Below are 20,851 nucleotides of genomic sequence, written 5' to 3' on the forward strand. Positions count from 1 at the left end.
ACGTGCGCAGGGCGCATACTGGCGGTGACCTCGTCGGGGGTTTCGGTCGTGTGTGGTAACTCGATCCGAACCCACGACGAGGTTTTTACGTCGCTACGTCCCTCTTCCCGAGTGAGTTACGTACAGAACTTCTGATCAGGCGCTTAGAGGACGGAGATTCCCTCCACGCTGCGCGTGGAACACGCGGCGTCCGGGTGGGTTCCCGCTTCTCTGCGCGCCGCCGGGACGAGTCCCGGTCTTACGTGCGCTCCACGGGCGTTGAGGTCCGCCTGCCCGGCGGCCCTGACGTTCTTCGCGGCGTTGACGTCCCGGTCGTGGTGACTGCCACACGGACAGTCCCACTCCCGGACGTTCAGCGCCATCTTCTCGTTGATCCGGCCACACGCCGAGCACATCCGGGTGGACGGGAAGAACCGATTCACCCGGGCGAACGTCCGCCCGTACCGCGCCGCCTTGTACTGCAACATGCTGGTGAAACTGGCCCACCCCGCATCGTGCACGGACTTCGCCAGCCGGGTCCGGCCGAGACCGACGACGCACAAATCCTCGACGTACACCGCTTGGTTGTCGCGGATGATCGCCGTGGACAGCTTGTGCTGCCAGTCCCGCCGAGTGTCGGCCACCCGGGCGTGCGCCCTGGCGACCTTGACGACGGCCTTCTTGCGGTTCTGACTGCCGCGCTGCTTGCGGGACAGATCCTGCTGCAACCTCTTGAGCTTGCGGGCCGCGCGGCGCAAAAACTTCGGTGCCGTCACTTTCGTTGCGTCGGACATGACCGCGAAGTGGGTCAGGCCCAGGTCGATCCCGATCTCGGGGTCGGTCGGCGGCAACGACTCGTCCTCGGCCGTGGTCACGACGAACGAGGCGAAGTACCGGCCCGCCGCGTCCCGGATCACGGTGACCGAACTGGACTCCGACGGCAGGCTCCGCGACCACCGGACCGGCACATCGCCGATCTTCGGCAACCTGAGTCGACCGTTGTCGAGAACCTTGAACCGGGCGTTCTTGGTGAAGCGGATGGACTGCCGGTTGTCCTTGCGGGACCGGAACCTCGGCGGGGCCACCTTGCGGCCCTTGCGCTTGCCCGTGACCGAGGCGAAGAAGTTGCGGTACGCCACGTTCAGATCGGCGAGTGCCTGCTGCAGCACGACCGAGGACACCTCGCCCAGCCATGCCCGTTGCGAGGTGGTCTTGGCCCGGGTGATGACCCGCTTGGACAACTCGGCGTCCGACACGTATTTCTCGCCCGCCTCGCGGGCCTGCTGACGCAGGCGCAGCCCATCGTTGAAAACCACGCGGGCACAGCCGAACGCTTGCGCCAGCGCGGTGCGCTGGGCCGCGTCCGGGTAGACCCGGAAGTTGTAACGAAGCTGCAGGAGGCCGAGTGTAAGTTTATGGCCGATATCGAAGGTATCCGCACCGGTAGACACTGTATTTTTGCTCTGCACGCCCACTTGGTTTTCGTGACAAAGTTTCGGCACAGGGTGTTCGATGACCGCACCTCGCCCGGATGGAGGAGATCATGCGGGCGGTGTGCGCGGACTTCGAAACCGAGCTGATCGAGTTCAACGGCGAGAACAACCACGTCCACCTGCTCGTGAACCTGAAGGCCGGAGCACTGGCCCACATTCCGGTAGCGGCGTCCAGGTCTGGCCGCACAACGCGCGCCACCTCGAGCCGGGACACGATCACACAGGACTGAACCTCCTGGCCCGACCCGGCCGTGCGGCAGGTCCTCGCCGAACAGCTCACCCCACTCGGCGTTCCCGTCTTGGGTGGACTCCCCTGGGCCACGGCGACACCCCGGCCGCGCGCCACTGCCGGGAGCCATCGCGGAGAAGACCGCACTTCCGGCCACGGCCGCGTTCCCGCGTATCGACCCGTTCTGCTGCCCGCTGGAGTCACGGCGCTATCTTGAGGCGGTGCGAACAGTGGAGATCACCGCGCCTGACGGGACGCCGTGGAGCGTACGGGTGGTCTGGGAACCTCGGTGGCGGGCGCTGGCGCGGCGGTTCGGCGGGTGGCGGGCCAAACGCCGCAACGACGTCGAGCCCGGCGAGGTGTTGACCACCGGCGCCGACGCAAGCATCCAAGTCGGTGGCAGCGGCGGGGGAAGCTCCGGTGACGAGCTCGTCATCGTCGGCATCGCGCTGTTCGGGCTGGTGGTGGCCGGGGTGCTGTTCTGGTGGGTGCTGCTCCCGCTGCTGCTGATCGTCCTGGACGGGCTGATCGTGGCCATGCTGCTCGTCGCCTCGGTGCTGGCCCGGGTGCTCCTGCGGCGACCGTGGATCGTCCGCGCGACCGCCGGAACGGGCGAGACCACCGAGATGAGCGTGATCGGCTGGCAGTCCGCCCTGCGTCACCGCGACGCCATCGCCGACTCGCTACGGGCGTACGGCCTGGGCCCCGCGACCGAGCATCCGATCGCCGCTCACACGGCAGGGTTCGACGGGCACCGACCGAAGTAATCTGCTGGCGTGGACGCGTTGCGGGAGGGACCGCTGCACCTGGCCGCCCGGGCGGGCGACGGGCGCGAGGTGGCTCGGCTGCTGGCGGCGGGCGCCGTCGTCAATTCCGGCAACCACCGTGGGTACACGCCGTTGCACATCGCGGCCGGGATGGCGGCGTCCGAGGTCGTGACCCTGCTGCTGACCGCCGGCGCTGACGCCACGGCCCTGTCGGTCTTCGGGATCACGCCGCTGCACGAGGTGGCCCGCGGCCGGGTCGGTGACGCCGACGCTCCACCGCGGATCATCGACGATCTCCTCGCCGCCGGCTGCCCGATCGACGCCGTGGACAGCACCGGGCGTACGGCCCTCTGGTACGCGGCCGCCACCGGCACCACCCCGCTGCCGCCCGAGCGAATGGCCGCCCGCTTCCGCGTGTTGCAGCACCTGCTCGACCGGAGGGCCGACCCTGGCATCGCGGCCCGCGGCACCCAGGGCCGCCCGATCGACGCCGCCCGTGGACTCCACCAGACCAAGCTGTACCGGATCGAATGGCCCGAGGGCGTGGCGCTGCTGGAAGCCTATTGATCGACGGTGAAGATGACGGCGCGCTTGGCCTCCGCTGCCTCGAAGTAGAAGTCGCGCACCTGAGTGAACCAGTACCAGGTGTAGTCGAAGTCCTCGTCACCGAGCACACCCTGGTACTCCGTGGCGTCGATCCGGTCGTAGCGCCGCCGCATCCAGACCTGATCCACATCGCTGAGGGCCGCGGCGACCTGAGCCACTTCCTCGACGCGCAGGTGCGCCACGATGTAGTCGTCGCCCTCGTGGTGGTGCCCACCGCCGAGCACGGCCATGTCGAGCGGGGAGAGCCGCCGCCCACACCCAAGCGTCCCGTCGCTCAGACAGCGGTGAATGGCGTCCCAAGCCTTGTCCGTCTCGCAATCGAGCGGTTCACCGTCCCAGTCGCCCATCTCGAGCTCTTCGACAAATTCCCGTACGTCGCTGTCGTCGCTGGTCGCCATCAATGCGGCTTCCTGCTCCTGCGTCAGCGCGAAAAACATTCCCCGGCAGGCCATGTCCGGCAGACTACGTGAGCCGGTGACCCGGGCGGCCGGGCTGCCCCGGCCCGCCCGCCGCTCGCTAAGGTGATCATCATGGTCAACAGGAAGGGCTTCGGCCCGACACGATGACGGCGCCGGATGTCGACATTGCACGTCGGCTCGCGCTCCTGCGGTTGCCGGTCAAGCCGTTACGCCCGGAGGCTACCTGGGTATACCCGCGCACCGGCGAACTGCCTCTGATCTACGACTGCTACGCGCTCAACGTCGACGGCGAGGACGCCGTCGTGTGCTTCCTCGGCATGGAGGTACTCCAGTTCCCCATCGTTTCCGTACGCGACGGCACAGCCACCGACCATGGCACGTCGCCCGTCCCCGGAGTTCACGGCCTGCTGGTCGACGGCGACCGGGCTCTGCTCGTCGGCGGTTACCCACCCGACTTCGACGTGCTCACTGCGACATCCCTCGGGATGGGCGCCTCCGGCAGCGACGCGGTCAGCCGTCTCATCCGTCCCGACGGTCGCGAACTCCGGCAGGCGCGACGCTTCTGCCGCGGCGGCACGCTGTACGTCTTCTTCGACGGCACGATCTGCGCCACCACAACGATCGACGCCCCGACCACGAGCGGTGCAGACCCGAAGTAGGCCTGATCAGCCGTCGTCGTTCGCGAGAGCTCGCTGGACCACCTGGTAGATCTGTTCGGCGGTGAGGCCGTGTCTGCGGGCGATGGCGTCGACGTCGTGACCCTCACCGTACTCGGCGACGATCGCGTCGTAGTCGGGGTGACCCTGTGGCGGCGGCCAGCCGCCGGGGGCGGGGTGAACGACGGGCGGGCCGTAATAGGGCGGCGGACCGTAAGCCGGCGGCGGACCGTAAACCGGGGGCGGACCGTAAGACGGCGGCGGGCCGTAAACCGGGGGCGGGCCGTAAGACGGCTGAGGCGGGTAATGGCTCGGCGGCCCCTGAGCGGCGGGGCCGACCTCGCGCTCGATCACCGCGTACACCTGCTCGACCGTGAGGCCGTACCGGAAGGCGATGCCCTCGACCGCGTGCCCGTCGGCGAACTCGGCGACGATGCGGTCCTCCCTGCTCGAATAACCGTCCACGCTCACCCGTTCAAACTACCGGCTCACGTGGAGTAATGACCCTGCCGCCGGTCCGCGATCAGTCCCGGACCGTTCGGCCCCCATCCCACGAACTCTCGGGTGAGCTGCGCCGAGGCCGGCCCGTCGACCGCCCACAGCCCGCCCAGCCAGCCCACGTAGTCCCCGGCCTCGTCAGGGCTGACGGACACGGCGGGCACGCGCAGGTGAGCGGCGATCGTCTCGGCCACCGTACGGATCGGCACGCCCTCGTCGGCGACCGCGAGGCGGAACAGCCGCGCGGCGTCGTCTCGGTGGACCGCGGGCCAGCGGTTGCTGCCGTCACCGACGTACCCGATGGCGCCCTTCTCCCGGGCGAAGGCGATCGCGGCGGCCGTGAAGCCGTTGTCGCTAGTACGATCGTTCTAGGAATGGCAACCCCGAGGGGGCCTCGATGACGGGACGGCCGGTCAACCATCAGCGGCGGGCCGAGCTGCTCGACGCCGCGGTCGACTACGCGACGGAGCACGGCTTCGCCGACCTGTCGTGGCGGCCGGTGGCGCGGGCGCTCGGGGTCTCGACCACCACGCTGGTGCATCACTTCGGCACCAAGGAGCAGATGCTCGAAGCCATCCTCGGGCGCCTGCGGGAGCGCGCGTTCGCCGCCACCAGCGCCGCCGTCGGCGACCAGCCCGACCTGGCCGCCCTGGCCGCCGCCGCCCGCGCCGTCTGGACCCGCGCCTCCGACCCGCGTCAGGGCGCCGAGTTCCGCCTCTTCTTCGCCGTCTACGGCCAGGCCCTGCAGTCGCCCGGCCAGTTCGCCGAGTTCCTCGACCGCGTCGTGGCCGACTGGATGCGCGCCCTGATCGACGCCCAGAAAACCGACAGGACAACCGCGACGCGTACGGCCACCCTGGTCATCGCCACCATCCGTGGCCTGCTGCTCGACCTGCTGGCCACCGGCGACGACGACCGCGTGCAGGACGCGGCCGCCGCCTTCCTGGCTACGCTCGAGGAACGCTGAACCGCATGGCACTGCACCCCGGGGACCTCGTCCAGCTCGTCGCGCCGTCCGGCTGGATCGGGCCGGAGCGGGCCGCCGCGGCGATCGAGACGCTGACCGGCTGGGGGTTGCGGGCCCGGCTCGGCGAGCACGCCATGAAGACGTGGTTCTATCTGGCCGGCACCGACGAGCAGCGCCGCGCCGACCTCGACGCCGCCTTCCGCGATCCTGAGGTGCGGGCCGTCTTCTGCCTGCGCGGCGGCTACGGCGCCCAGCGGATCGTCGACGACCTCGACTACGCCGCCGTCCGCGCCGACCCCAAACCGCTGCTGGGCTTCTCCGACATCACCGCGCTGCACGTGGCCCTCTGGTGCGAGGCCCACCTGGCCACCCTGCACACTCCCCCGCTCGTGCACTTCGACGAGCGCACCCGCCGCGCCCTGATGACATCCGACCCGATCGTCGTCGCCGCGGACCCCGAGGGCGTACGGGTCCCCGGCCGCGCTGAGGGCATCCTGCTCGGCGGCAACCTGACCGTCCTGGCCGCGACCGCGGGCACCCGCCACCGCCCGGACCTCACCGGCGCGATCCTGCTGATCGAAACCGTCGACGAGGAGCCCTACCGGGTCGACCGCTCCCTGGTGCAGCTGAAACGCTCCGGCTGGTTCGACGGCCTGGCGGGCGTGGCCGTAGGCCAGTTCACCAACTGCACCGACGACGGCCCGACCCCGACGGTCCAGCAGGTCCTCGCCGAACAGCTGACCTCGCTCGGCATCCCCGTCCTGGGCGGCCTCCCCCTAGGCCACGGCGACACCCCGGCCACGGTCCCCCTCGGCGTCCCCGCCGTCCTGGACGTAGACGCGGGCACCCTGACCGCCGACCCGGTCGACAGCCCCAGCCGTTAGGAATCGATCCCGTCTTCATCCTGGATCCGGCATACGGCTGGCCGCGAGCCTGATCACTCGTCGCTGTCCGGGTGTTGTGGGCGACGTCGTCGGGGGCGCCATGCTTCGATCACCTTCGCGACCGCTGTCACCAGGAAGAGCTGGCCGGTCAGGGCCTCGAGCACGGCCAGCGTACGACCGGGGTTGCCGGCCGGCACCAGGTCGCCGTAGCCCGTCGTGGTCAGGGTGATGAAGCTGAAGAACAGGAAGTCGGGCAGGGTCGCCTCGCCGTGGGCGCCGAAGAACGGGCCGGGCTGGATCACCTCGATGGCGCGGTAGCCGAAGCCGAAGGCCATACCGAGCATCACGTACGCCGCCAGCGCCCCCAGCAGCAGTTGCCGGTCGACGTCGCGGCGGGCCACGTCGACGACCATCGCGGCCGGGGCGATCACATAGAGGATGCAGCTGGCCAGGAACGTCGCGCCGATCAGCCAGTTGTGCGGGGTCGTCACTCCCCACGCGGCGGCGCCCAGCGCGGCCACGAAGACCACGGCGGCGGCGCGGTGCAGGTGTTTGCTGACCGCCGCGACCCGCATCACGTACCAGACGGTGCCGACCTGGACGACCAGCACCAGCGGGATGCCGACGCGCTCGGTGACCGACGTGGCGAGCACGTACGTGAGCGCGATGAGCCCGAGGACCGGCCCGTAACCGGCCCTCTTGCGCGGGGGCTCCTCAATACGCGTCGAGGGCCGCCACTTCCAGGTCAGCGTCGATCTGAGCCGCCGAGTAGTGCGTCCCCGACTGGCTCTTGGCGATCTGACCCGCGCTCGGCACGTCGCGCTTGGCCGGCCACGTCTCGGTCTTCCACAGCGAGGACCGCACGAAGGCCCGCGCGCAGTGCAGATAGAGCTCCTCGACCGTCACCTCGATCGCGAGGTCGGGAACCACGCCTTTCATCGCCATGCCCGGCAGGTAGGGCGCCTCGGCGACGATCCGCGCGCGGCCGTTGACCCGTACGGTGTCGCCCGAACCCGGAATCATGAAGACCAGACCGACGTGGGGCCGCTGCAGGATGTTCGTCAGGCTGTCGAGCCGGCCGTTGCCCTTCCGGTTGGCGAAGGCGAGCGTACGGTCGTCGAGCACCAGCACGCTGCCGGGCGGGTCGCCGCGCGGGGAGACGTCGCTCGTCCCGTCCTCGGCCGAGGTGGCGAGCAGGAAGAACGGGCTGAGCTCGATGAACCGGCGCGACTCGGCGTCGATGTGGTCGATGCCCTTCTCGGCGATGAAGCGGGGCGGGGGCGCGACGAACTCCCGCAGCTCCGCCTCGGTGGCGATGACCCTCGTCATGATCACTCCGTGCGCTCGACACAAGCTCGACCCAACAGGAAGGCGACCCTAACCTTCCACGACGTTACGCAGTCGCCCGCCCGAACGAAATGCGAGAAGGTTCTCGCTGAGAAGCCTTGACGCCCCCACCGGCCGGCCGCCCGCGACGTGCGGCGTCACGATCACGTTCGGCTCGTCCCACAGCGCGGACGCGACCGGCAGCGGCTCGGTCTCGAACACGTCCAGGGCCGCGCCGCCGAGCTTCCCCGCCCGCAGCGCCGTCAGCAGCGCCGCCTCGTCGAGCGTGACCCCGCGCCCGACGTTGACGACCCACGCGTGGTCGGGCAGCAAAGCGAAGACGTCCGCGTTCAGCGCGTGGGTCGTCGATGGCGACGCGGGCAGGATCCCGATCAGCACGTCGGCGGTGGGCAGCAGCCGCGGGAAGGAATCCGCGGTCACCACGTCGAAGCCGTCCCGCTCACCGGCGCTGCGCGCGACCCCCGTGACCCGGGCGCCCAGCGCCGTGAGCAGCGGCGCGAGCGTCGTCGCGATGCCGCCGAAACCCCAGATCACCACGTGCGCGTCCCGCAGGGTCCACTCCCGCGCCGACACGACCTGCGCGGTACGAGCGTCCTCGGCCCACCGGTGACCGAGCTGAGCCCGTACGAGAACATGCAGGTGACGCACGGCGGCCAGGGTCAGCGCGAGCGTGTGCTCGGCGACCGTCTGATCGTGCAGCCCGCGCCCCGAGGTGATCACGACGTCGGGCCCGAACCCGGCCGCGATCACGGCGTCGGGCCCGGCGGCGAGGGTCTGCACCCAGCGGAGCTGCTTGAGCCGCTGCGCCGCGTCGTGCAGCTGATCGGCCGGGTTGTTCCAGACCACGAGCACGACGGCGTCGGTGTGCTCCTCCGGGATCGGACGACCGACCTCATAACGTACGGCGGTCACGCCCTCGGGCAGATCCGGGTCGAGTTCGACGCTGTCCGGCAGCAGAAGCTTCATAGGCCCTATCTTCTCTTGTTGTGGCGATCGTGCAGTTCGAGCACCGGCCGGGCATCCTCGACCTCGGCTGGGGTCATCCACGTCCGTCGTTGCTGCCCGTGGCCGAGTGGGCGGCCGCCGGCTCCGAGGCCCTTCAGGCGTACGGCTGGCAGGCCCTGACCTACGGCCACTCGGCCGGACCCGCCCCCCTGGTCGACTGGCTCGCCGCTCACGTCGGTGACGCGTCCCCCGAGCAGACGTTCGTGACCGCGGGCGCCTCGCACGGCCTCGCCCTGGTCACGCCGCTGCTGGCCCGCCCGGGTGACGTCGTGCTGGTCGATTCCCCCACCTACCATCTGGCGTTCCCGATCCTGCGCGACGCGGGCGTGACCCTGGGGCCGGCCCCGGCCGACGAGCACGGTGTGCTGCCCGCCGAGGTCGCCAAGATCCCGGCGGCGTTCCTCTACCTCGTTCCCACGTTCGGCAACCCGACCGGCCGCAGCCTGCCCCTCGACCGGCGTCGTGAGCTGGTCGAACTGGGTCTGCCGATCGTCGAGGACGACACCTACCGCGAGCTGTTCTACGGCGACGCCCCTCCCCCGGCCCTCTGGCGGCTCGGTCACAACGTCGTGCGCCTGGGGTCGTTCGCCAAGACCGTCGCGCCCGGTCTGCGCCTCGGCTGGATCAACGCCGCCCCGTCGCTGATCACGCGGCTGACCAGGCTCGGCTATGTGCACAGCGGCGGCGGCGTCAACCACTCGGTCGCGATGACGATGGCCCGTTTCGGTGCCTCGGGGGCGTACGCGAAGCATCTCGGCGTCGTGCGCGAGCGCTATCGGGAGCAACGGGACGCGCTGACCATCGGGCCGGCACCGGACGGCGGCTGGTTCACGTGGCTGCGGCTGCCGTCCGGTGTGGAGGCGAGCACGCTGCTGCCGGTCGCCGAGCGTCACGGCGTGTCGTTCGTGCCCGGTTCCGCGTTCTACGTCAACGGCGACAACGGCCATGACCACGTACGCCTCAGCTTCTCGCACCTGTCTCCCGAGGAGCTGACCGAGGCGGCCCGTCGCCTGAACGCCGCCATCAGTTCCGTCGTAGGACACTGACGGGATCTACTGACGACAACCGCGGCAACGCACACTGATCGGCATCTATCCTCGCAAGTCGATAGGAGCCGGTCATGCGCCGTCTATTCCCGCGCGTCGCCCTCGTCACCGCCGCCCTGGTCACCAGCCTGGCCGCGGCCGTGCCCGCCTCGGCGACCCCGCCGAACATCCCCTCCGCCACCACCGCCCGCTCGCAGCTCAACAGCCTCACGGTCGCCACCCAGGGATCGATGAGCGGCTACTCCCGCGATCTCTTCCCGCATTGGAGCACGGTCAGCGGCGCCTGCAACACCCGCGAGACGGTGCTCAAGCGCGACGGCACGAACGTCGTCACCAACTCGTCGTGCGCGGCGACGTCCGGGAGCTGGTATTCCCCGTACGACGGTGCGACGTGGACGGCCGCGTCGGACGTCGACATCGACCACGTGGTGCCGCTGGCCGAGGCCTGGCGTTCCGGGGCGAGCTCGTGGACCACGTCGAAGCGGCAGAGCTTCGCCAACGATCTGACCCGGCCGCAGCTGATCGCCGTGACCGATAACGTGAACCAGTCGAAGGGCGACCAGGACCCGTCGACGTGGGTTCCGTCCCGCACGGCGTACCGCTGCACCTATGCCCGCATGTGGATCGGCGTCAAGTACCAGTGGGACCTGACGCTGCAGCAGGCCGAGAAGACCGCACTCCTGAACACCCTCGACTCGTACTGCTAGCCGCTGACCCCACCGTTTCGCCTCGCCGCCCTACGATGGCGGCCATGTCGGGGAGCCTCCGTGTGGCCCACTTCTGTGACAGTCACGCGGGGCGCCCGGACGGGGTGTCGCGTTCGGCCGCGCTGACCGTCGGGCTGTTGCGCGACGCCGGGCACACAGTGGACTTCTACCATCCCGGGCCGTTCCTCCCCGTTCGGGCCACCCCGGGTCTCGTACGATCTCTGCCCGTTCCCGGTCGCCAGTTGCGCGCCGGTTGGCCGTGGCCGCGGTGCGCGCCCGCCGACGTCGTCCACGCCCACACGACCGGACCGCTGGGCATGGCCGGTTTCCGGCTCGCCGCCCGCCGCCGGGTGCCGCTGGTCCTGACCTGGCACACCGACCTCCTCGCGTACGCGGACGTCTTCCCCGAGATCCCGGCCGGGGCGGCCTGGTGCGCCCTGCAAATGCGGCTCGGCTGGTCGGCGGCCGAGTTCCGGGAGCTGACCCGTCCCGGAGCCGTACGACACCGCCGCCTGGTCGCCCTGGGCCGGGCCATGTTCGCCCGTGCCGCCGTCGTGATCGCCCCTTCGGCCAAGACCGCCGCCGTCCTCGCCGAGTTCGGCCCCGGCCCTCAGATTCACGTGCTCCCGACCCCGGTCGCCGCAGCCGAACCCCGGCCACCCACGCGTCCCGCCAACGTGATCCTGTCGGTGGGCCGGGTGACCGCCGAGAAGAACCCTGAGCTGCTGCTTCAAGCGTTCCGCCGGCTGCTCGACGGCCGGCCCGGCACCCGGCTGATCGTGCTCGGCGCCCACCAGGGACGCGCCCATCTGCAACGCCGGCTGCGCGCCCTGGGGTTGACCGACCACGTCGACGTCCTCCCGCCCGTCCCGCAGCCCGAGGTCGGCTCGTTCTACCACGCCGCGGACGTTCTCGCCTTCGCGTCCACAACAGACACGCAGAGCCTGGTCCTCGCCGAGGCCGAAGCCGCGGGACTGCCGGTGGTCGTGGCCGATTCGCGGCTGGCCGACCGGCCCGGCACCGGCACTTCGCGGTTCGCCTGCGCCCCCACCGCGCCCGCGTTCGCCGGCGCCCTGCGGCGCATGCTCGACGACGGCGACCTGCGGGCCGCAGCGATCCGGGAAGGGCTCGCGGCCACCGCGGCGTACCCGGCGAAGCTCTACCTTTCGCACCTGCTCGACATCTACCACAGCGCTTGTCGGCATCTGCCACGATGATCGTCGTGAGATGGCGGTTTCTACTGTGGAGCCTCTGCGTGCTCGCCGGCGCAGCCCTGATGTACCTGCCGATACACACCCACCAAGACCTTCGGGACTGGGCCGTCGAGCTGCGCCGCACGGGCGTCCCCACCCAGGCGTACGTCTTCGACCAGATCACGGTCGACGGCGGTACGACCATGTATCTCCGCTTTGAGACCGACGGGGTCATCCACGAGGACGCGTTCGACTGCGAATCCGTGTGCGTCAACGACGGGGCCACCACTCCGATCTGGTACAACGCCGCCGACCCCGGTGATTTCGTGACCGGCTTCGGCCGGCTCAGCGGCGATCGCGGCCGCATCCAGGGCATCCTCGGCGTGGCCGGCTTCTTCCTGGCCCTAGCCGGCGTCTGGGCCGCCCTCATCGACATCGGCACCGCCGCCCGCTTCCGGCGCCTCGTCGTGGTCATCGGTCGCGCGGGCCGCTTCACCGACCGGCGGCCGCACCGCTGGGCCCCCGCCGGCGACGAGGCGATCGCGCTGCTCGAGGAGCTGCGCGGGCGGCGCATCCACGAGCTCTGGCTCGACCCCGACTGGCCCGTCGTCGAATGGCTTCAGGAGCAGGCGTACGCCGGGCCGCGCCCCGACGTCGAGCGGATCATCCTCGACCCCGGCGACCCGGACACCGCGGCGACGGTGCGGGCGCTCGAACACTGGGCGTACGAGGTCCAGACCCGGCCGGGGACGGAGCTGGTCCGATGACCGGGTGGTGGCAGCTCACCCGTTGGACGTCCACGATCTGCATCGTCGTCGGGCTCGCGCTCGGCTGGGTGTGGGTCGACACGTTCCGCGACCTCGACCGTTGGAAGGACGAGCTGCGCCGCACCGGGGTGCCCGCCCAGGGCTACGTCTACGACCGCACCGACGAGCAGGGCGGCACGATGTACTTCCGCTACCAGGCCGCCGAGTTCCCGGCCCGCGCCCGGCAGCTGTACACCTACGAACGGTGGGTGCCCTGCAACACCCTGTGTCTCGCGCCCGGTTCCACGTCGCAGATCTGGTACAACCCGGCCGACCCCGGCGACTTCGTGACCAGCTTCGACGAGCTCAGCTTCGAGCGCGGCAACTGGCAGGTCGCGCTGGGCGTCGGCGGTCTGCTGCTGGCCGTGTACGGGGTGGGCCGTAGCGTGGCCGACCTCGCGAACCTGCGCCGCGACAGCCGCCCGGCCGCCCGGCCGAACCCCGCTGTGCCGGGTCAGGGGCGACCGGCCGGCAAGTCCGTCCTGTTGATCAACAGCACGAACCTGTTCGGCGCGGGCCCTCCGGTGCGCCGCGCCCGCTCCAGCGCCGAGGCGCTCGCCCTGCTCGAGAAGCTGCGCGGCGAACACATCGAGGAACTACGGATCGGGCCCACGCCCGGCGATTCGGTCCGGCCGGTCGTCGAGTGGCTGCGCGACGAGGCGAGCAGCGGCACCCGTCCGCGGATCGACCGGATCCTCGTGCACCCCGACAGCCCGCACGCGATCAACGTGACCCGGGTTCTTCGCGAATACGGCTACTGGGTGTCGATGATGTCCTGAACCGCCTGGTCACATCGCCGCGGCGAGGCGGCGTACGGCCTCGTCCATCAACTCGGGCGGCGCAGCCGCGTAGGTGAGACGCAGGTGGGGCGCGGGCGCCTCGGCCGCGAACCAGGACCGGCCCGGGAAGACGACGACGCCGTTGGCAGCGGCCGCGTTCGCCAGTGCCACATCGTCGATGCCGTCGTCGAGGCGTACCCAGAGATGAAGTCCGCCTCGGGGCACCGGCTCGTGGTCGAGCGGCAGACGACGTCGCAGGGCGGCCAGCAGCGCCTCGCGCCGCGCCTTCAGTTCCGTCCGCAAGGCGCGGCGATGCCGATCCCAGGCCGGAGAGGTGACGAACTCGATCGCGGCCTGCTGCAACGGGCCGGCCACGAACAACTCGTCCAGCAGCCGCACGGCCCGCAAACGCGCCCCCGCAGGCCCTTTCGCGCCGATGGCGGCGATCCTGAGCCCCGGTGCCACCGATTTCGTCAGCGACCGCACATAGACCACATGCCCGTCCGGGTCCTCGGCCGCGAGCGGGGCCGGCGGCTCCCCGTCGATCGTCAGATCGCGGGCATAGTCGTCCTCGATCAAAAAGGCCCCAGCTTCCCGTACGGCGGCCAGGACCTCACCACGCCGGTGCGCGGCGAGAGTGGCCCCGGTCGGGTTCGCATGCAACGGCTGGCAGTAGAAGAGGCGAGCCCCCGTCCGCCGGAACGCCGCGGCCAACTGCTCGGGCAACACCCCGTCAGTGTCAGCCGGCACCGGCACGACGCGCAGTCCGGCAGCGCGGGCCGCGGCAAGCGCTCCGAGATAGGTGGGCGACTCGACGAGCAAGGTGTCGCCCGGGTCGGCGAGCGCACGGAAAGCACCAGACAGCGCAGCCTGCCCGCCGGGACAGATAATCATGTCATCAGCCCGAAGCCCACCCCTCGAGCCGCTCCCGCCAGCACCCCACTCCGGACCGCTCCCGCCGGTCCCCCTACTTCGCCCACGCCCGCCGCCCGCGCTACCGGTCCCTCTTCCAGCACTTTGGGCGATCTCGCGCGCGAACCAAGCACGCAGGTCGGCGCGCCCCTCGGCCGGCCCTCGCTGCCAGGCGGCGGGTTGCCGGGCCGCCCTCGCCAGCGCCGCCCCGAGCGCGGCCGTAGGTTGCAGCTCCGGATCGAGGTAGCCCCCAGAAAGCGGGATCGCCCCCACCGGCGGTAACGCGAGTAACGCCTGAAGCTCTTCTTCGCCGCCGCGGCCGGCGCCGAGCGCAACGGTCTGCCACGAGAGGTCGCCCGCCTGTCGTGCCTGGCTCGTCCGGGATGCCACAAAGGTTCCCTGCCCGGGGCGCGTCTCGACAAGGCCTTCCTGAACAAGCACCCGCACCGCCGCCGCCACCGTGACCGGCGAGACCCCGTGGCGCGTCATCAGCTCCCGCACCGACGGCAGCCGCGCGCCGGCCCACGCCGCGTCGGCCGTCGCCCGCAGATCTTGGATAACACGATCGGCTGCGTTACGGTCATTCATGAGGCATCAGAGTAGCGCTACTGTTCCCGCGGCGATAACAGCGATCGGCTCGCGACAGCACAGTGCAGCCGCCGCCGAACGCTCGCCCCGCGGTTACGGTCTGGCACTGGGCGCTTTGGGAGTGCTGGCGTTCAGCATGTCGTTGCCGGCCACGCGAGTCGCCGTACAGGAGCTCGACCCGTGGTTCGTGGCTTTCGGCCGCGCCGTCGGCGCCGCCCTGCTGGCCGCGGCCTACCTGCGGATCACCCGGGCGCCCCGCCCCACCCGCGCCCAGTGGCGGCGCTTGTCGATCGTCGCGGCCGGCGTAGTCGTCGGCTTCCCGCTGTTCACCTCGCTGGCCCTGACCACAGAGACCGCCGCCCACGGCGCTGTAGTAGTCACCGTCCTGCCGGCTCTGACGGCCGTCTTCGCCGTGCTACGCGCGGGCGAACGCCCACCCCTGCCGTTCTGGCTGGCCGGCGCCGCAGGCCTGCTCGCGGTCCTGACTTTCGTGGCCGTAACCGGCGCCGCGACCGGCGCGCTGTCGATCGCCGACCTGTTCCTGCTGGCCGCCGTGGTCCTCTGCGGACTCGGCTACGCCGAAGGCGGCGCCCTGGCCCGCGACCTCGGCGGCGCCCGAACCATCTGCTGGGCCCTGCTGCTGTCCCTGCCCGTCACGCTCCCGGTCACGCTGATCGCCGCCGCAGCCCACCCGCCCCGGGCCGACACCGCGTCGTGGTCGTCGTTCGCCTACCTGACCGCGGTCTCGATGTTCCTCGGCTTCTTCGCCTGGTACGCGGGCCTGGCCCGAGGCGGCGTAGCCCGCGTGGGCCAGGTGCAGCTGGCCCAGCCCGTCCTGACGCTGCTCTGGTCAGCCCTGCTGCTCGGCGAGGCCGTGACCCCCGCCGCCCTGGCCGCCGCCACCGTGGTGCTGGCCTGCGTCATCCTGACCCAACGCACCCGCAGCCGTCGATAACCGCCCCTCCCTATTCAGGAGGCCGCAGCCTTCTCCAGCTCGGGCACGACCGCGGCCGGCGCCGGCATCGCCGCGATCTCGGCCGCCACCTCCCGCGCGGCCGACCGCAGCGACTCGTCGGTGAGCAGACGCCGCAGATCTGACCAGGTGATGGCCTTCGCCTCGAGAGCCAGACCGGCCCCTCGGCGGGCCAGCATCTCGGCGTTGTGGCTGCGGTCGCCGGCCCCGGTGGTGGCGAGCTGCGGAATCCCCGCGGCCAGGCCACCCAGCACGCTCCCCGCGCCCGCGTGGTGGATGAACGCCGCGGCGTGCGGCAACACCTCGTTGAGCGGGATGCGGTCGACCGCCCGGACATTCGGCGGCAATTCGCGAGCGGACGCCGGTCGAACCAGCACGAACTCGGCGTCCACCTGCCCCGCCGCCGCGATGATCGCCGGCCCCGGGTCGCCGTCGTTCGGTCCCTCGAGGGTGCTGCGGCTGGCCAGAACCCTCGGTCGATCACCCGGCTCGCGCAGCCACTGCGGGATCGCCCCTCCACCCGAGAACGGCACCGGCCGCATCAGGACCGCACCGTCTGCCGCGGCGCGCATGCTCGGCGGAGTCACGGCCAGGGTCAGCGCCGGGGCCGGGATGTCACGCCCGGCCAGCGCCGAACTCCCCGTCACCGCCCGGAACAACGCGACCGCGGACCACAGCGTGTTCTCCTGAAGCACCGACGGGATCGACAACTCCCCGGCGACGACCGCCCCCGCTTCCCCGAGCGACTCGAAGACCATCAGATCGGGACGTTCCCGGCGGGCCAGCTCCCGCAGCGGATCGAGCAGCGCCAGATTCGCCCGCCCGAAGAGCTCGCCGACGAAGCCGTGCCCGGTGGCGCCCTTCATCTCGGCCCGGGCCAGGCGAGGGTGTCGCAGCGCCGTTCGGATCGCGCTGCGCGGCAGGCTGAACGCCCCACCGATGTCCGCCGTGCGCAGCCCGAGCACGTCGGGCGGGAACCCACCGGCGGCCAGCACCACATCATGCCCCGCATCGCGGCAGGCGGCGGCAAGCGGCACCAACGGCAGCAGATGCCCCTGAAGAGGCGCGGCGACGAACAGAATTCGCATGGCCTGGGTTGTATCACGCCCCGGCGCGGGCGCAGCGCGGTCCTGTGGACAAGCACGCGCCTGTAACAGCACAGCGACGCCCACGCCTGTGGACAACGCCGCCCGCCGCCGACGCGAAGAAGTAGCGTCGGCGCCACACCCCTGGGTGGGCGGGCAAGCAGGCGGGCGCCCCACCCGTGGGTGGGTGGGCAAGCAGGCGGGCGCCCCACCCCTGGGTGGGCGGAAAAGCAGGCAGGAGAGCGGCGAAGTACGGGGCGAGAAACGCGGGCGGAGAGCAGGACGGGGGAAACGGGACGAGCGGAAGCCGGACGAGCGGAAGCCGCACAAGCGAAAGCCGCACAAGCGAAAGCCGCACAAGCGAAAGCCGGACGCCCGGAACGCAGGACGGCGCTACGGGCCCAGCTCGGCGATCACGCGGGCCATGACCTCGGGTGCGGTCTCGTGGGCGAGCTGCCCGGCTCGCGGATCACGGGCGTGCAGCACATGCAGCAGCGGCGACCCCGGGCTGCTCAGGTCGACGAGGGTCGCCGAGGCACCGCGCACGGCCCGTTCGGTGCCGGGCGGCCCGGTCAGGTCGATGCGGTTGACCACGCCCGGCGTGACCCACACCGGCACGGCTTCGAGCAGGCCGAAAAGCTGCAGGTGGAAGTGCCCGGTGAGAATCAGCCGCACATCTCTGCCCCGGATCGCGTCGGCCAGCCCGGCCGCGTCGAGCAGGTTCAGTTTCTGCTGCACCTCGACGTCGAGGGCGATCGGCGGGTGGTGGAAGGCGAGCACCGTGCCGCCCGGGGCCGGGGTCGCCAGCACCGAGCGCAGCCATTCGAGCTGCGCCGAGCCGAGCAGCCCGTACGCCTTGCCGGGCACCAGCGTGTCGAGCGTGATCACTCGGTGGTCCTTGATCATGGTCGACGCCGCGAGGAAAGCCGCAGTGGCCGCCGGAAACCCGAGCGACGACGCGAACGCCGTACGCGAGTCGTGGTTGCCGGTCGTCCAGAGCACCGGAATGCCCCGCGCGTCGGCGAACTCGCCCACCAGCGCGCGCACGTCGTCGTAGGCCGACGCGGAACCGTCGTCGGCGACGTCGCCGGTCACGAGCACGGCGTCGAGCCCGGCGATCCCGGAGCAGTCGTTGAGCAGACCGGCCAGGACCAGCCGGGTGTCGATGCCGTCGGCGTTCGGGCCGGGCTCGCGGGTCAGATGGGTGTCCGACAGGTGCAAGATCCTCATAGGAGGACGCTAGCGAGGATCAGCGCACCGCGAACGGTCCAATCGTGGACTCGGTGGCCCCCGGCAACGCCCCGGAACGCCCGCGAACCGCTACCGGTTGAGCTTGCTGCGCCAGTCGGCCGGCACCACGTCGGCCGGCGACGGGGCCGGCTGGTCGGCGGGGTGGCTGTCCGGCGGGGCCAGTTTCGGGCCGGAGCCCGCTTCCTGGCTGGTGAAGTCCCAGTACCAGTCCTCGCCGGGCTCGAACGACTGGATGATCGGGTGGCCGGTCTCGCGGAAGTGGGCGGTCGCGTGCTGCGAGGGTGAGGAGTCGCAGCAGCCGATGTGGCCGCACTGCGCGCAGCGGCGCAGATGGAACCACCATCCGTTGTCGTCGAGGCACTCGACGCAGCCGGTGCCGGACGGAGGGATCTCGGGCTGGATCGGGTTTTCGCTCGTCACAGAGCGAACCTACCCCAGCACCGGGAAGATCAAGCGGCCTCGTCCGTCACATCCGCGAAGCTCCCGCCGAGTGCCGCGACCGCGTCGTCGGCCGCGACCCGCAGCCCCACGCCGCGTTCGCCGGCGCCGAGGTTGATCGTGCGGCCTTTCGTACGCTCGTCGGCGATCACCGGCCACGGCTTGGCCGCGCCGAACGGGGTGATGGTGCCGCGCTCATAGCCGGTGGCCTCCTTGGCGGTGGCCGCGTCGGGCATCGAGAGCCGGTTCACGCCGAGCAGCGCCCGCAGCTTGGGCCACGAGATCGAGCGGTCGCCGGGCACGAGCACCAGCACGTAGTCGTCGTCGGCACGCCGTACGACCAGGGTCTTCACGAGGTCGCGGACCTCGACACCCTGGGCCAGGGCGGCTTCCTGAACGCTGCTGGCCGGGCCGTGGCGCAGCAGGGAGTACGTGATGCCCAGGGACGTGGCCGCGGCCTCGGCCGGATTCGTCGACATGTGATCACGGTAGCCGCCCGGGAACGCGGTCGGGCCACACCCGTTGCCGGGTGTGGCCCAACTGTCAGAGGAGATCAGTCGCGGTCGCGGTCGCGGTCGCGGTCGCGGTAGCGGTCTCGCCAGTCCCGCTCCTTCTCGACAGTGAGGCGCCATTCGCCTTCGTGACGGCCGTACCGCATGTAGTCGCAGTCGTATTCGTCCCACCGGTCACGGCGCTCGCCGCGACGGCCTTCTCGCTCACACTCACGACGCGAGTCGTAGTAGCCCTCTACCCATTCGCGATCGCGGCGGGGGCTGTCCGCCGTGGTCGTGGCCGTCTTGACGGACACGTCTGGTGCGGATGTCGACGCCATGGCCGGTGCGGCCGCTAGCGTCGAAACCGTCATCAGGCTCAGTCCGGCGAGGGTCAGAATCCGCTTAGCCGATTTCATGGTTCACCCTTCCTGGAGCCGATTTGTTCAAGGCCAGGCCATCACGTCGGGTCACCCGGCATGCGGCATTGGCGGCCTTTCGGCCGTTCGGTGGAGGTCCGGCTGGATATTGGGCTCGAATACTGTGGCGTGGCTGACGCGCCACGCCCGGTGTGCGCCACGCACAGCGGGAAGGGTGAGACTTGAGGAGTACACCAAGCCCTACGACGCGGTCGCCGAGATCAAGGACCACATCGCGTTCTACCCCGACCGGGTCGACTCGATCGAGATCACCGACTGAACCACGCACGAGCGGCCATAAGCCGCAAAGCCTGCGGGTCAGGCGAGCTGCCGGCGAACCTGGGCGATCAGAGCGGCATCAATTTCGTACGGCGTGTAGAGCGAGATCCGGTCGACGAGCGAGCCGAAGCGGTCGCGCAACCCCGCCGCCACGTCCCCGGTCACCGCGAACGTGTCGAGGACCTCGTCGCTGATCAGTGCCGTCATCTCGGCCCACGCCTGCCGCCGCGACAGGGCGTTGAGCTGATCGGCCAGTTCGCCCCAGCCGTGCAGTTCGAGCACCGCGCGATAGGACGGCGTCGAGGCGTAGAACGCGATCTGCCCCTTGACCGCCTGCTCGGCCCGCGAGCGGGCGGCCTCGTCGGCGCCGAGCACCACCATCGCCGACAGGCACACCGTGAAGTCGGAGAGGTCGCCGCCGCGGGCCTCCCGCAGCGCCGGGCGGGTGCGCTCGCTGAGGTAGGCGGCGCTGGTCAGCGGGTGCACCAGCAGGCCGTCGGCCACGCGCCCGGCCGTCCGCGTCATCAGCTCGCCCACCGCGGCCAGCAGAACAGGCGGATTCCCGTACGGATTGGGGCCGGGGTCGAAGAAGTCGGTCATCAGCGTGTGCCGGTAGAACTCGCCGCGGAACGCCAGGCGGTCGCCGGTGTCCCAGGCCTGCCAGATCGCGCGCAGGGCCCGCACGAACTCCTCCATGCGCGCGGCCGGCCGGCTCCACGGCATCGCGAAGCGGCGCTCGATGTGCGGCTTCACCTGCGAGCCGAGGCCGAGCTGGAACCGGCCCTCGCCGATCAGCTGCAGATCGTTGGCGAGAACGGCGACGTTCATCGGGTTGCGGGCGAAGGCGACCGCGATCGCCGACTGCAGCGTGATGCGCGAGGTGGCCCGGGCGGCCAGCGCGAGCGCCGGGAAGACGTCGTGCCTGGTCTCGGCGGCGCCGAACCCGTCGTACCCGTCTTTCTCGGCGGACACGGCGGCCGCCTCGACCTCGATCGGCGTGGCCGCGACGTCGGCGGCGAAATCAACCAGCATGC

27 protein-coding genes are annotated in these 20,851 nt (G+C 70.9%); 13 read left to right on the plus strand and 14 right to left on the minus strand.

Features of this window, described 5'->3' with window-relative positions; translation table 11 throughout:
* Nucleotides 1-143 precede the first annotated feature (143 nt).
* Nucleotides 144-1,481 (minus strand): RNA-guided endonuclease InsQ/TnpB family protein, encoded by a 1,338-nt coding sequence (locus EER30_RS43515; RefSeq protein ID WP_349290921.1) that lies wholly within the window; start codon nt 1,479-1,481, stop codon nt 144-146.
* A gap of 29 nt (nt 1,482-1,510) precedes the next feature.
* On the opposite strand from EER30_RS43515, the gene EER30_RS48205 reads away from it, so the two are divergent.
* The 3 genes from EER30_RS48205 to EER30_RS43530 all read left to right on the plus strand — a co-directional run bounded on the left by EER30_RS48205 (nt 1,511) and on the right by EER30_RS43530 (nt 3,035).
* On the plus strand, nt 1,511-1,702 hold the full coding sequence (locus tag EER30_RS48205) for a transposase (protein WP_205650674.1): 192 nt from the start codon (nt 1,511-1,513) through the stop codon (nt 1,700-1,702).
* Nucleotides 1,703-1,922: 220 nt separating this feature from the next.
* Nucleotides 1,923-2,468 (plus strand): hypothetical protein, encoded by a 546-nt coding sequence (locus tag EER30_RS43525; RefSeq protein WP_127508202.1) that lies wholly within the window; start codon nt 1,923-1,925, stop codon nt 2,466-2,468.
* Between the two features lie 9 nt (nt 2,469-2,477).
* Nucleotides 2,478-3,035, plus strand: a complete 558-nt coding sequence (locus EER30_RS43530) for an ankyrin repeat domain-containing protein (RefSeq protein ID WP_127508204.1) — start codon at nt 2,478-2,480, stop codon at nt 3,033-3,035.
* Here EER30_RS43530 and EER30_RS43535 read toward each other — a convergent pair.
* Nucleotides 3,029-3,526 (minus strand): YfbM family protein, encoded by a 498-nt coding sequence (locus EER30_RS43535; RefSeq protein ID WP_127508206.1) that lies wholly within the window; start codon nt 3,524-3,526, stop codon nt 3,029-3,031. The genes EER30_RS43530 and EER30_RS43535 overlap by 7 nt on opposite strands.
* Before the next feature lie 110 nt (nt 3,527-3,636).
* Between EER30_RS43535 and EER30_RS43540 the strand changes: the two genes are divergently transcribed.
* Nucleotides 3,637-4,152: a hypothetical protein gene (locus EER30_RS43540; RefSeq protein WP_127508208.1), complete on the plus strand. Its 516-nt coding sequence runs from the start codon at nt 3,637-3,639 to the stop codon at nt 4,150-4,152.
* 6 nt (nt 4,153-4,158) lie between these two features.
* On the opposite strand, the gene EER30_RS43545 is transcribed toward EER30_RS43540, so the two are convergent.
* Entirely contained in the window at nt 4,159-4,620 is a 462-nt protein-coding gene (locus EER30_RS43545) for a hypothetical protein (protein WP_127508210.1), read from the minus strand.
* A gap of 17 nt (nt 4,621-4,637) precedes the next feature.
* Complete coding sequence (locus EER30_RS48210) at nt 4,638-4,856, minus strand: Rossmann-fold NAD(P)-binding domain-containing protein (RefSeq protein WP_205650675.1); 219 nt, start codon at nt 4,854-4,856, stop codon at nt 4,638-4,640.
* Nucleotides 4,857-5,044: 188 nt separating this feature from the next.
* On the opposite strand from EER30_RS48210, the gene EER30_RS43555 reads away from it, so the two are divergent.
* Nucleotides 5,045-5,614, plus strand: a complete 570-nt coding sequence (locus tag EER30_RS43555; protein WP_127508212.1) for a TetR/AcrR family transcriptional regulator — start codon at nt 5,045-5,047, stop codon at nt 5,612-5,614.
* A 5-nt stretch (nt 5,615-5,619) separates the two neighbouring features.
* The gene (locus EER30_RS43560; protein ID WP_127508213.1) at nt 5,620-6,498 is read left to right on the plus strand and encodes a S66 peptidase family protein; all 879 of its coding nucleotides are present in this window, start codon (nt 5,620-5,622) and stop codon (nt 6,496-6,498) included.
* Between the two features lie 53 nt (nt 6,499-6,551).
* Here EER30_RS43560 and EER30_RS43565 read toward each other — a convergent pair whose 3' ends face one another.
* From EER30_RS43565 to EER30_RS43575, 3 genes are all read right to left on the minus strand, one after another.
* Nucleotides 6,552-7,151 carry a potassium channel family protein gene (locus EER30_RS43565; protein ID WP_127508215.1) on the minus strand — a complete coding sequence of 200 codons (600 nt, stop codon included), beginning with the start codon at nt 7,149-7,151 and terminating at the stop codon, nt 6,552-6,554.
* 61 nt (nt 7,152-7,212) lie between these two features.
* Nucleotides 7,213-7,827, minus strand: coding sequence for an MSMEG_1061 family FMN-dependent PPOX-type flavoprotein (locus EER30_RS43570; protein WP_127508217.1), 615 nt, complete (start codon nt 7,825-7,827; stop codon nt 7,213-7,215).
* Between the two features lie 48 nt (nt 7,828-7,875).
* Entirely contained in the window at nt 7,876-8,811 is a 936-nt protein-coding gene (locus EER30_RS43575; RefSeq protein ID WP_127508219.1) for a phosphoglycerate dehydrogenase, read from the minus strand.
* Nucleotides 8,812-8,831: 20 nt separating this feature from the next.
* Here EER30_RS43575 and EER30_RS43580 point away from each other — a divergent pair, with 20 nt between their 5' ends.
* The 5 genes from EER30_RS43580 (at nt 8,832) to EER30_RS43600 (ending at nt 13,381) form a co-directional block, all read left to right on the plus strand.
* Nucleotides 8,832-9,896, plus strand: a complete 1,065-nt coding sequence (locus EER30_RS43580) for an aminotransferase-like domain-containing protein (protein WP_127508221.1) — start codon at nt 8,832-8,834, stop codon at nt 9,894-9,896.
* Nucleotides 9,897-9,970: 74 nt separating this feature from the next.
* Nucleotides 9,971-10,603 carry an HNH endonuclease family protein gene (locus EER30_RS43585; RefSeq protein WP_127508223.1) on the plus strand — a complete coding sequence of 211 codons (633 nt, stop codon included), beginning with the start codon at nt 9,971-9,973 and terminating at the stop codon, nt 10,601-10,603.
* Between the two features lie 44 nt (nt 10,604-10,647).
* Nucleotides 10,648-11,820 (plus strand): glycosyltransferase, encoded by a 1,173-nt coding sequence (locus EER30_RS43590; RefSeq protein WP_164842730.1) that lies wholly within the window; start codon nt 10,648-10,650, stop codon nt 11,818-11,820.
* A 5-nt stretch (nt 11,821-11,825) separates the two neighbouring features.
* Complete coding sequence (locus EER30_RS43595; RefSeq protein WP_127508227.1) at nt 11,826-12,563, plus strand: hypothetical protein; 738 nt, start codon at nt 11,826-11,828, stop codon at nt 12,561-12,563.
* Entirely contained in the window at nt 12,560-13,381 is an 822-nt protein-coding gene (locus tag EER30_RS43600) for a DUF3592 domain-containing protein (RefSeq protein WP_127508229.1), read from the plus strand. The genes EER30_RS43595 and EER30_RS43600 overlap by 4 nt, the downstream gene beginning before the upstream one ends.
* Before the next feature lie 9 nt (nt 13,382-13,390).
* On the opposite strand, the gene EER30_RS50140 is transcribed toward EER30_RS43600, so the two are convergent.
* Nucleotides 13,391-14,881, minus strand: coding sequence for an aminotransferase-like domain-containing protein (locus EER30_RS50140; RefSeq protein ID WP_127508231.1), 1,491 nt, complete (start codon nt 14,879-14,881; stop codon nt 13,391-13,393).
* Here EER30_RS50140 and EER30_RS43610 point away from each other — a divergent pair.
* Complete coding sequence (locus EER30_RS43610) at nt 14,880-15,836, plus strand: DMT family transporter (protein ID WP_127508233.1); 957 nt, start codon at nt 14,880-14,882, stop codon at nt 15,834-15,836. The genes EER30_RS50140 and EER30_RS43610 overlap by 2 nt on opposite strands.
* A gap of 14 nt (nt 15,837-15,850) precedes the next feature.
* On the opposite strand, the gene EER30_RS43615 is transcribed toward EER30_RS43610, so the two are convergent.
* The 5 genes from EER30_RS43615 to EER30_RS43635 form a co-directional block, all read right to left on the minus strand.
* Nucleotides 15,851-16,942, minus strand: a complete 1,092-nt coding sequence (locus EER30_RS43615; RefSeq protein ID WP_127508235.1) for a glycosyltransferase — start codon at nt 16,940-16,942, stop codon at nt 15,851-15,853.
* A gap of 390 nt (nt 16,943-17,332) precedes the next feature.
* Nucleotides 17,333-18,169, minus strand: coding sequence for a metallophosphoesterase family protein (locus tag EER30_RS43620; protein WP_127508237.1), 837 nt, complete (start codon nt 18,167-18,169; stop codon nt 17,333-17,335).
* Between the two features lie 90 nt (nt 18,170-18,259).
* Nucleotides 18,260-18,610: a UBP-type zinc finger domain-containing protein gene (locus EER30_RS43625; RefSeq protein WP_127508239.1), complete on the minus strand. Its 351-nt coding sequence runs from the start codon at nt 18,608-18,610 to the stop codon at nt 18,260-18,262.
* Nucleotides 18,611-18,639: 29 nt separating this feature from the next.
* Complete coding sequence (locus tag EER30_RS43630) at nt 18,640-19,107, minus strand: aminoacyl-tRNA deacylase (RefSeq protein ID WP_127508241.1); 468 nt, start codon at nt 19,105-19,107, stop codon at nt 18,640-18,642.
* Nucleotides 19,108-19,181: 74 nt separating this feature from the next.
* Nucleotides 19,182-19,538, minus strand: a complete 357-nt coding sequence (locus EER30_RS43635) for a hypothetical protein (protein ID WP_127508243.1) — start codon at nt 19,536-19,538, stop codon at nt 19,182-19,184.
* Nucleotides 19,539-19,713: 175 nt separating this feature from the next.
* Between EER30_RS43635 and EER30_RS50265 the strand changes: the two genes are divergently transcribed.
* The gene (locus EER30_RS50265) at nt 19,714-19,818 is read left to right on the plus strand and encodes a DUF427 domain-containing protein (protein WP_489884466.1); all 105 of its coding nucleotides are present in this window, start codon (nt 19,714-19,716) and stop codon (nt 19,816-19,818) included.
* A gap of 38 nt (nt 19,819-19,856) precedes the next feature.
* On the opposite strand, the gene EER30_RS43640 is transcribed toward EER30_RS50265, so the two are convergent.
* Entirely contained in the window at nt 19,857-20,849 is a 993-nt protein-coding gene (locus tag EER30_RS43640) for a TIGR03617 family F420-dependent LLM class oxidoreductase (protein ID WP_127508245.1), read from the minus strand.
* Nucleotides 20,850-20,851: the final 2 nt, after the last annotated feature.

Source organism: Actinoplanes solisilvae, from assembly GCF_003999975.1.
GTDB lineage: Bacteria > Actinomycetota > Actinomycetes > Mycobacteriales > Micromonosporaceae > Actinoplanes > Actinoplanes solisilvae.

What these genes read in the sequence shown, in the direction of transcription:
- EER30_RS43560 (WP_127508213.1), top strand. Translation starts at nt 5,620, where the DNA reads ATGGCACTGCACCCCGGGGACCTCGTCCAGCTCGTCGCGCCGTCCGGC.
- EER30_RS43555 (WP_127508212.1), top strand. Translation starts at nt 5,045, where the DNA reads ATGACGGGACGGCCGGTCAACCATCAGCGGCGGGCCGAGCTGCTCGAC.
- EER30_RS43590 (WP_164842730.1), top strand. Translation starts at nt 10,648, where the DNA reads ATGTCGGGGAGCCTCCGTGTGGCCCACTTCTGTGACAGTCACGCGGGG.
- EER30_RS43615 (WP_127508235.1), bottom strand. Translation starts at nt 16,942, where the DNA reads ATGCGAATTCTGTTCGTCGCCGCGCCTCTTCAGGGGCATCTGCTGCCG.
- EER30_RS50140 (WP_127508231.1), bottom strand. Translation starts at nt 14,881, where the DNA reads ATGAATGACCGTAACGCAGCCGATCGTGTTATCCAAGATCTGCGGGCG.
- EER30_RS43540 (WP_127508208.1), top strand. Translation starts at nt 3,637, where the DNA reads ATGACGGCGCCGGATGTCGACATTGCACGTCGGCTCGCGCTCCTGCGG.
- EER30_RS43535 (WP_127508206.1), bottom strand. Translation starts at nt 3,526, where the DNA reads ATGGCCTGCCGGGGAATGTTTTTCGCGCTGACGCAGGAGCAGGAAGCC.
- EER30_RS43640 (WP_127508245.1), bottom strand. Translation starts at nt 20,849, where the DNA reads ATGCTGGTTGATTTCGCCGCCGACGTCGCGGCCACGCCGATCGAGGTC.
- EER30_RS43610 (WP_127508233.1), top strand. Translation starts at nt 14,880, where the DNA reads ATGAGGCATCAGAGTAGCGCTACTGTTCCCGCGGCGATAACAGCGATC.
- EER30_RS48205 (WP_205650674.1), top strand. Translation starts at nt 1,511, where the DNA reads ATGGAGGAGATCATGCGGGCGGTGTGCGCGGACTTCGAAACCGAGCTG.
- EER30_RS43600 (WP_127508229.1), top strand. Translation starts at nt 12,560, where the DNA reads ATGACCGGGTGGTGGCAGCTCACCCGTTGGACGTCCACGATCTGCATC.
- EER30_RS43585 (WP_127508223.1), top strand. Translation starts at nt 9,971, where the DNA reads ATGCGCCGTCTATTCCCGCGCGTCGCCCTCGTCACCGCCGCCCTGGTC.
- EER30_RS43570 (WP_127508217.1), bottom strand. Translation starts at nt 7,827, where the DNA reads ATGACGAGGGTCATCGCCACCGAGGCGGAGCTGCGGGAGTTCGTCGCG.
- EER30_RS43630 (WP_127508241.1), bottom strand. Translation starts at nt 19,107, where the DNA reads ATGTCGACGAATCCGGCCGAGGCCGCGGCCACGTCCCTGGGCATCACG.
- EER30_RS43635 (WP_127508243.1), bottom strand. Translation starts at nt 19,538, where the DNA reads ATGAAATCGGCTAAGCGGATTCTGACCCTCGCCGGACTGAGCCTGATG.
- EER30_RS43575 (WP_127508219.1), bottom strand. Translation starts at nt 8,811, where the DNA reads ATGAAGCTTCTGCTGCCGGACAGCGTCGAACTCGACCCGGATCTGCCC.
- EER30_RS43620 (WP_127508237.1), bottom strand. Translation starts at nt 18,169, where the DNA reads ATGAGGATCTTGCACCTGTCGGACACCCATCTGACCCGCGAGCCCGGC.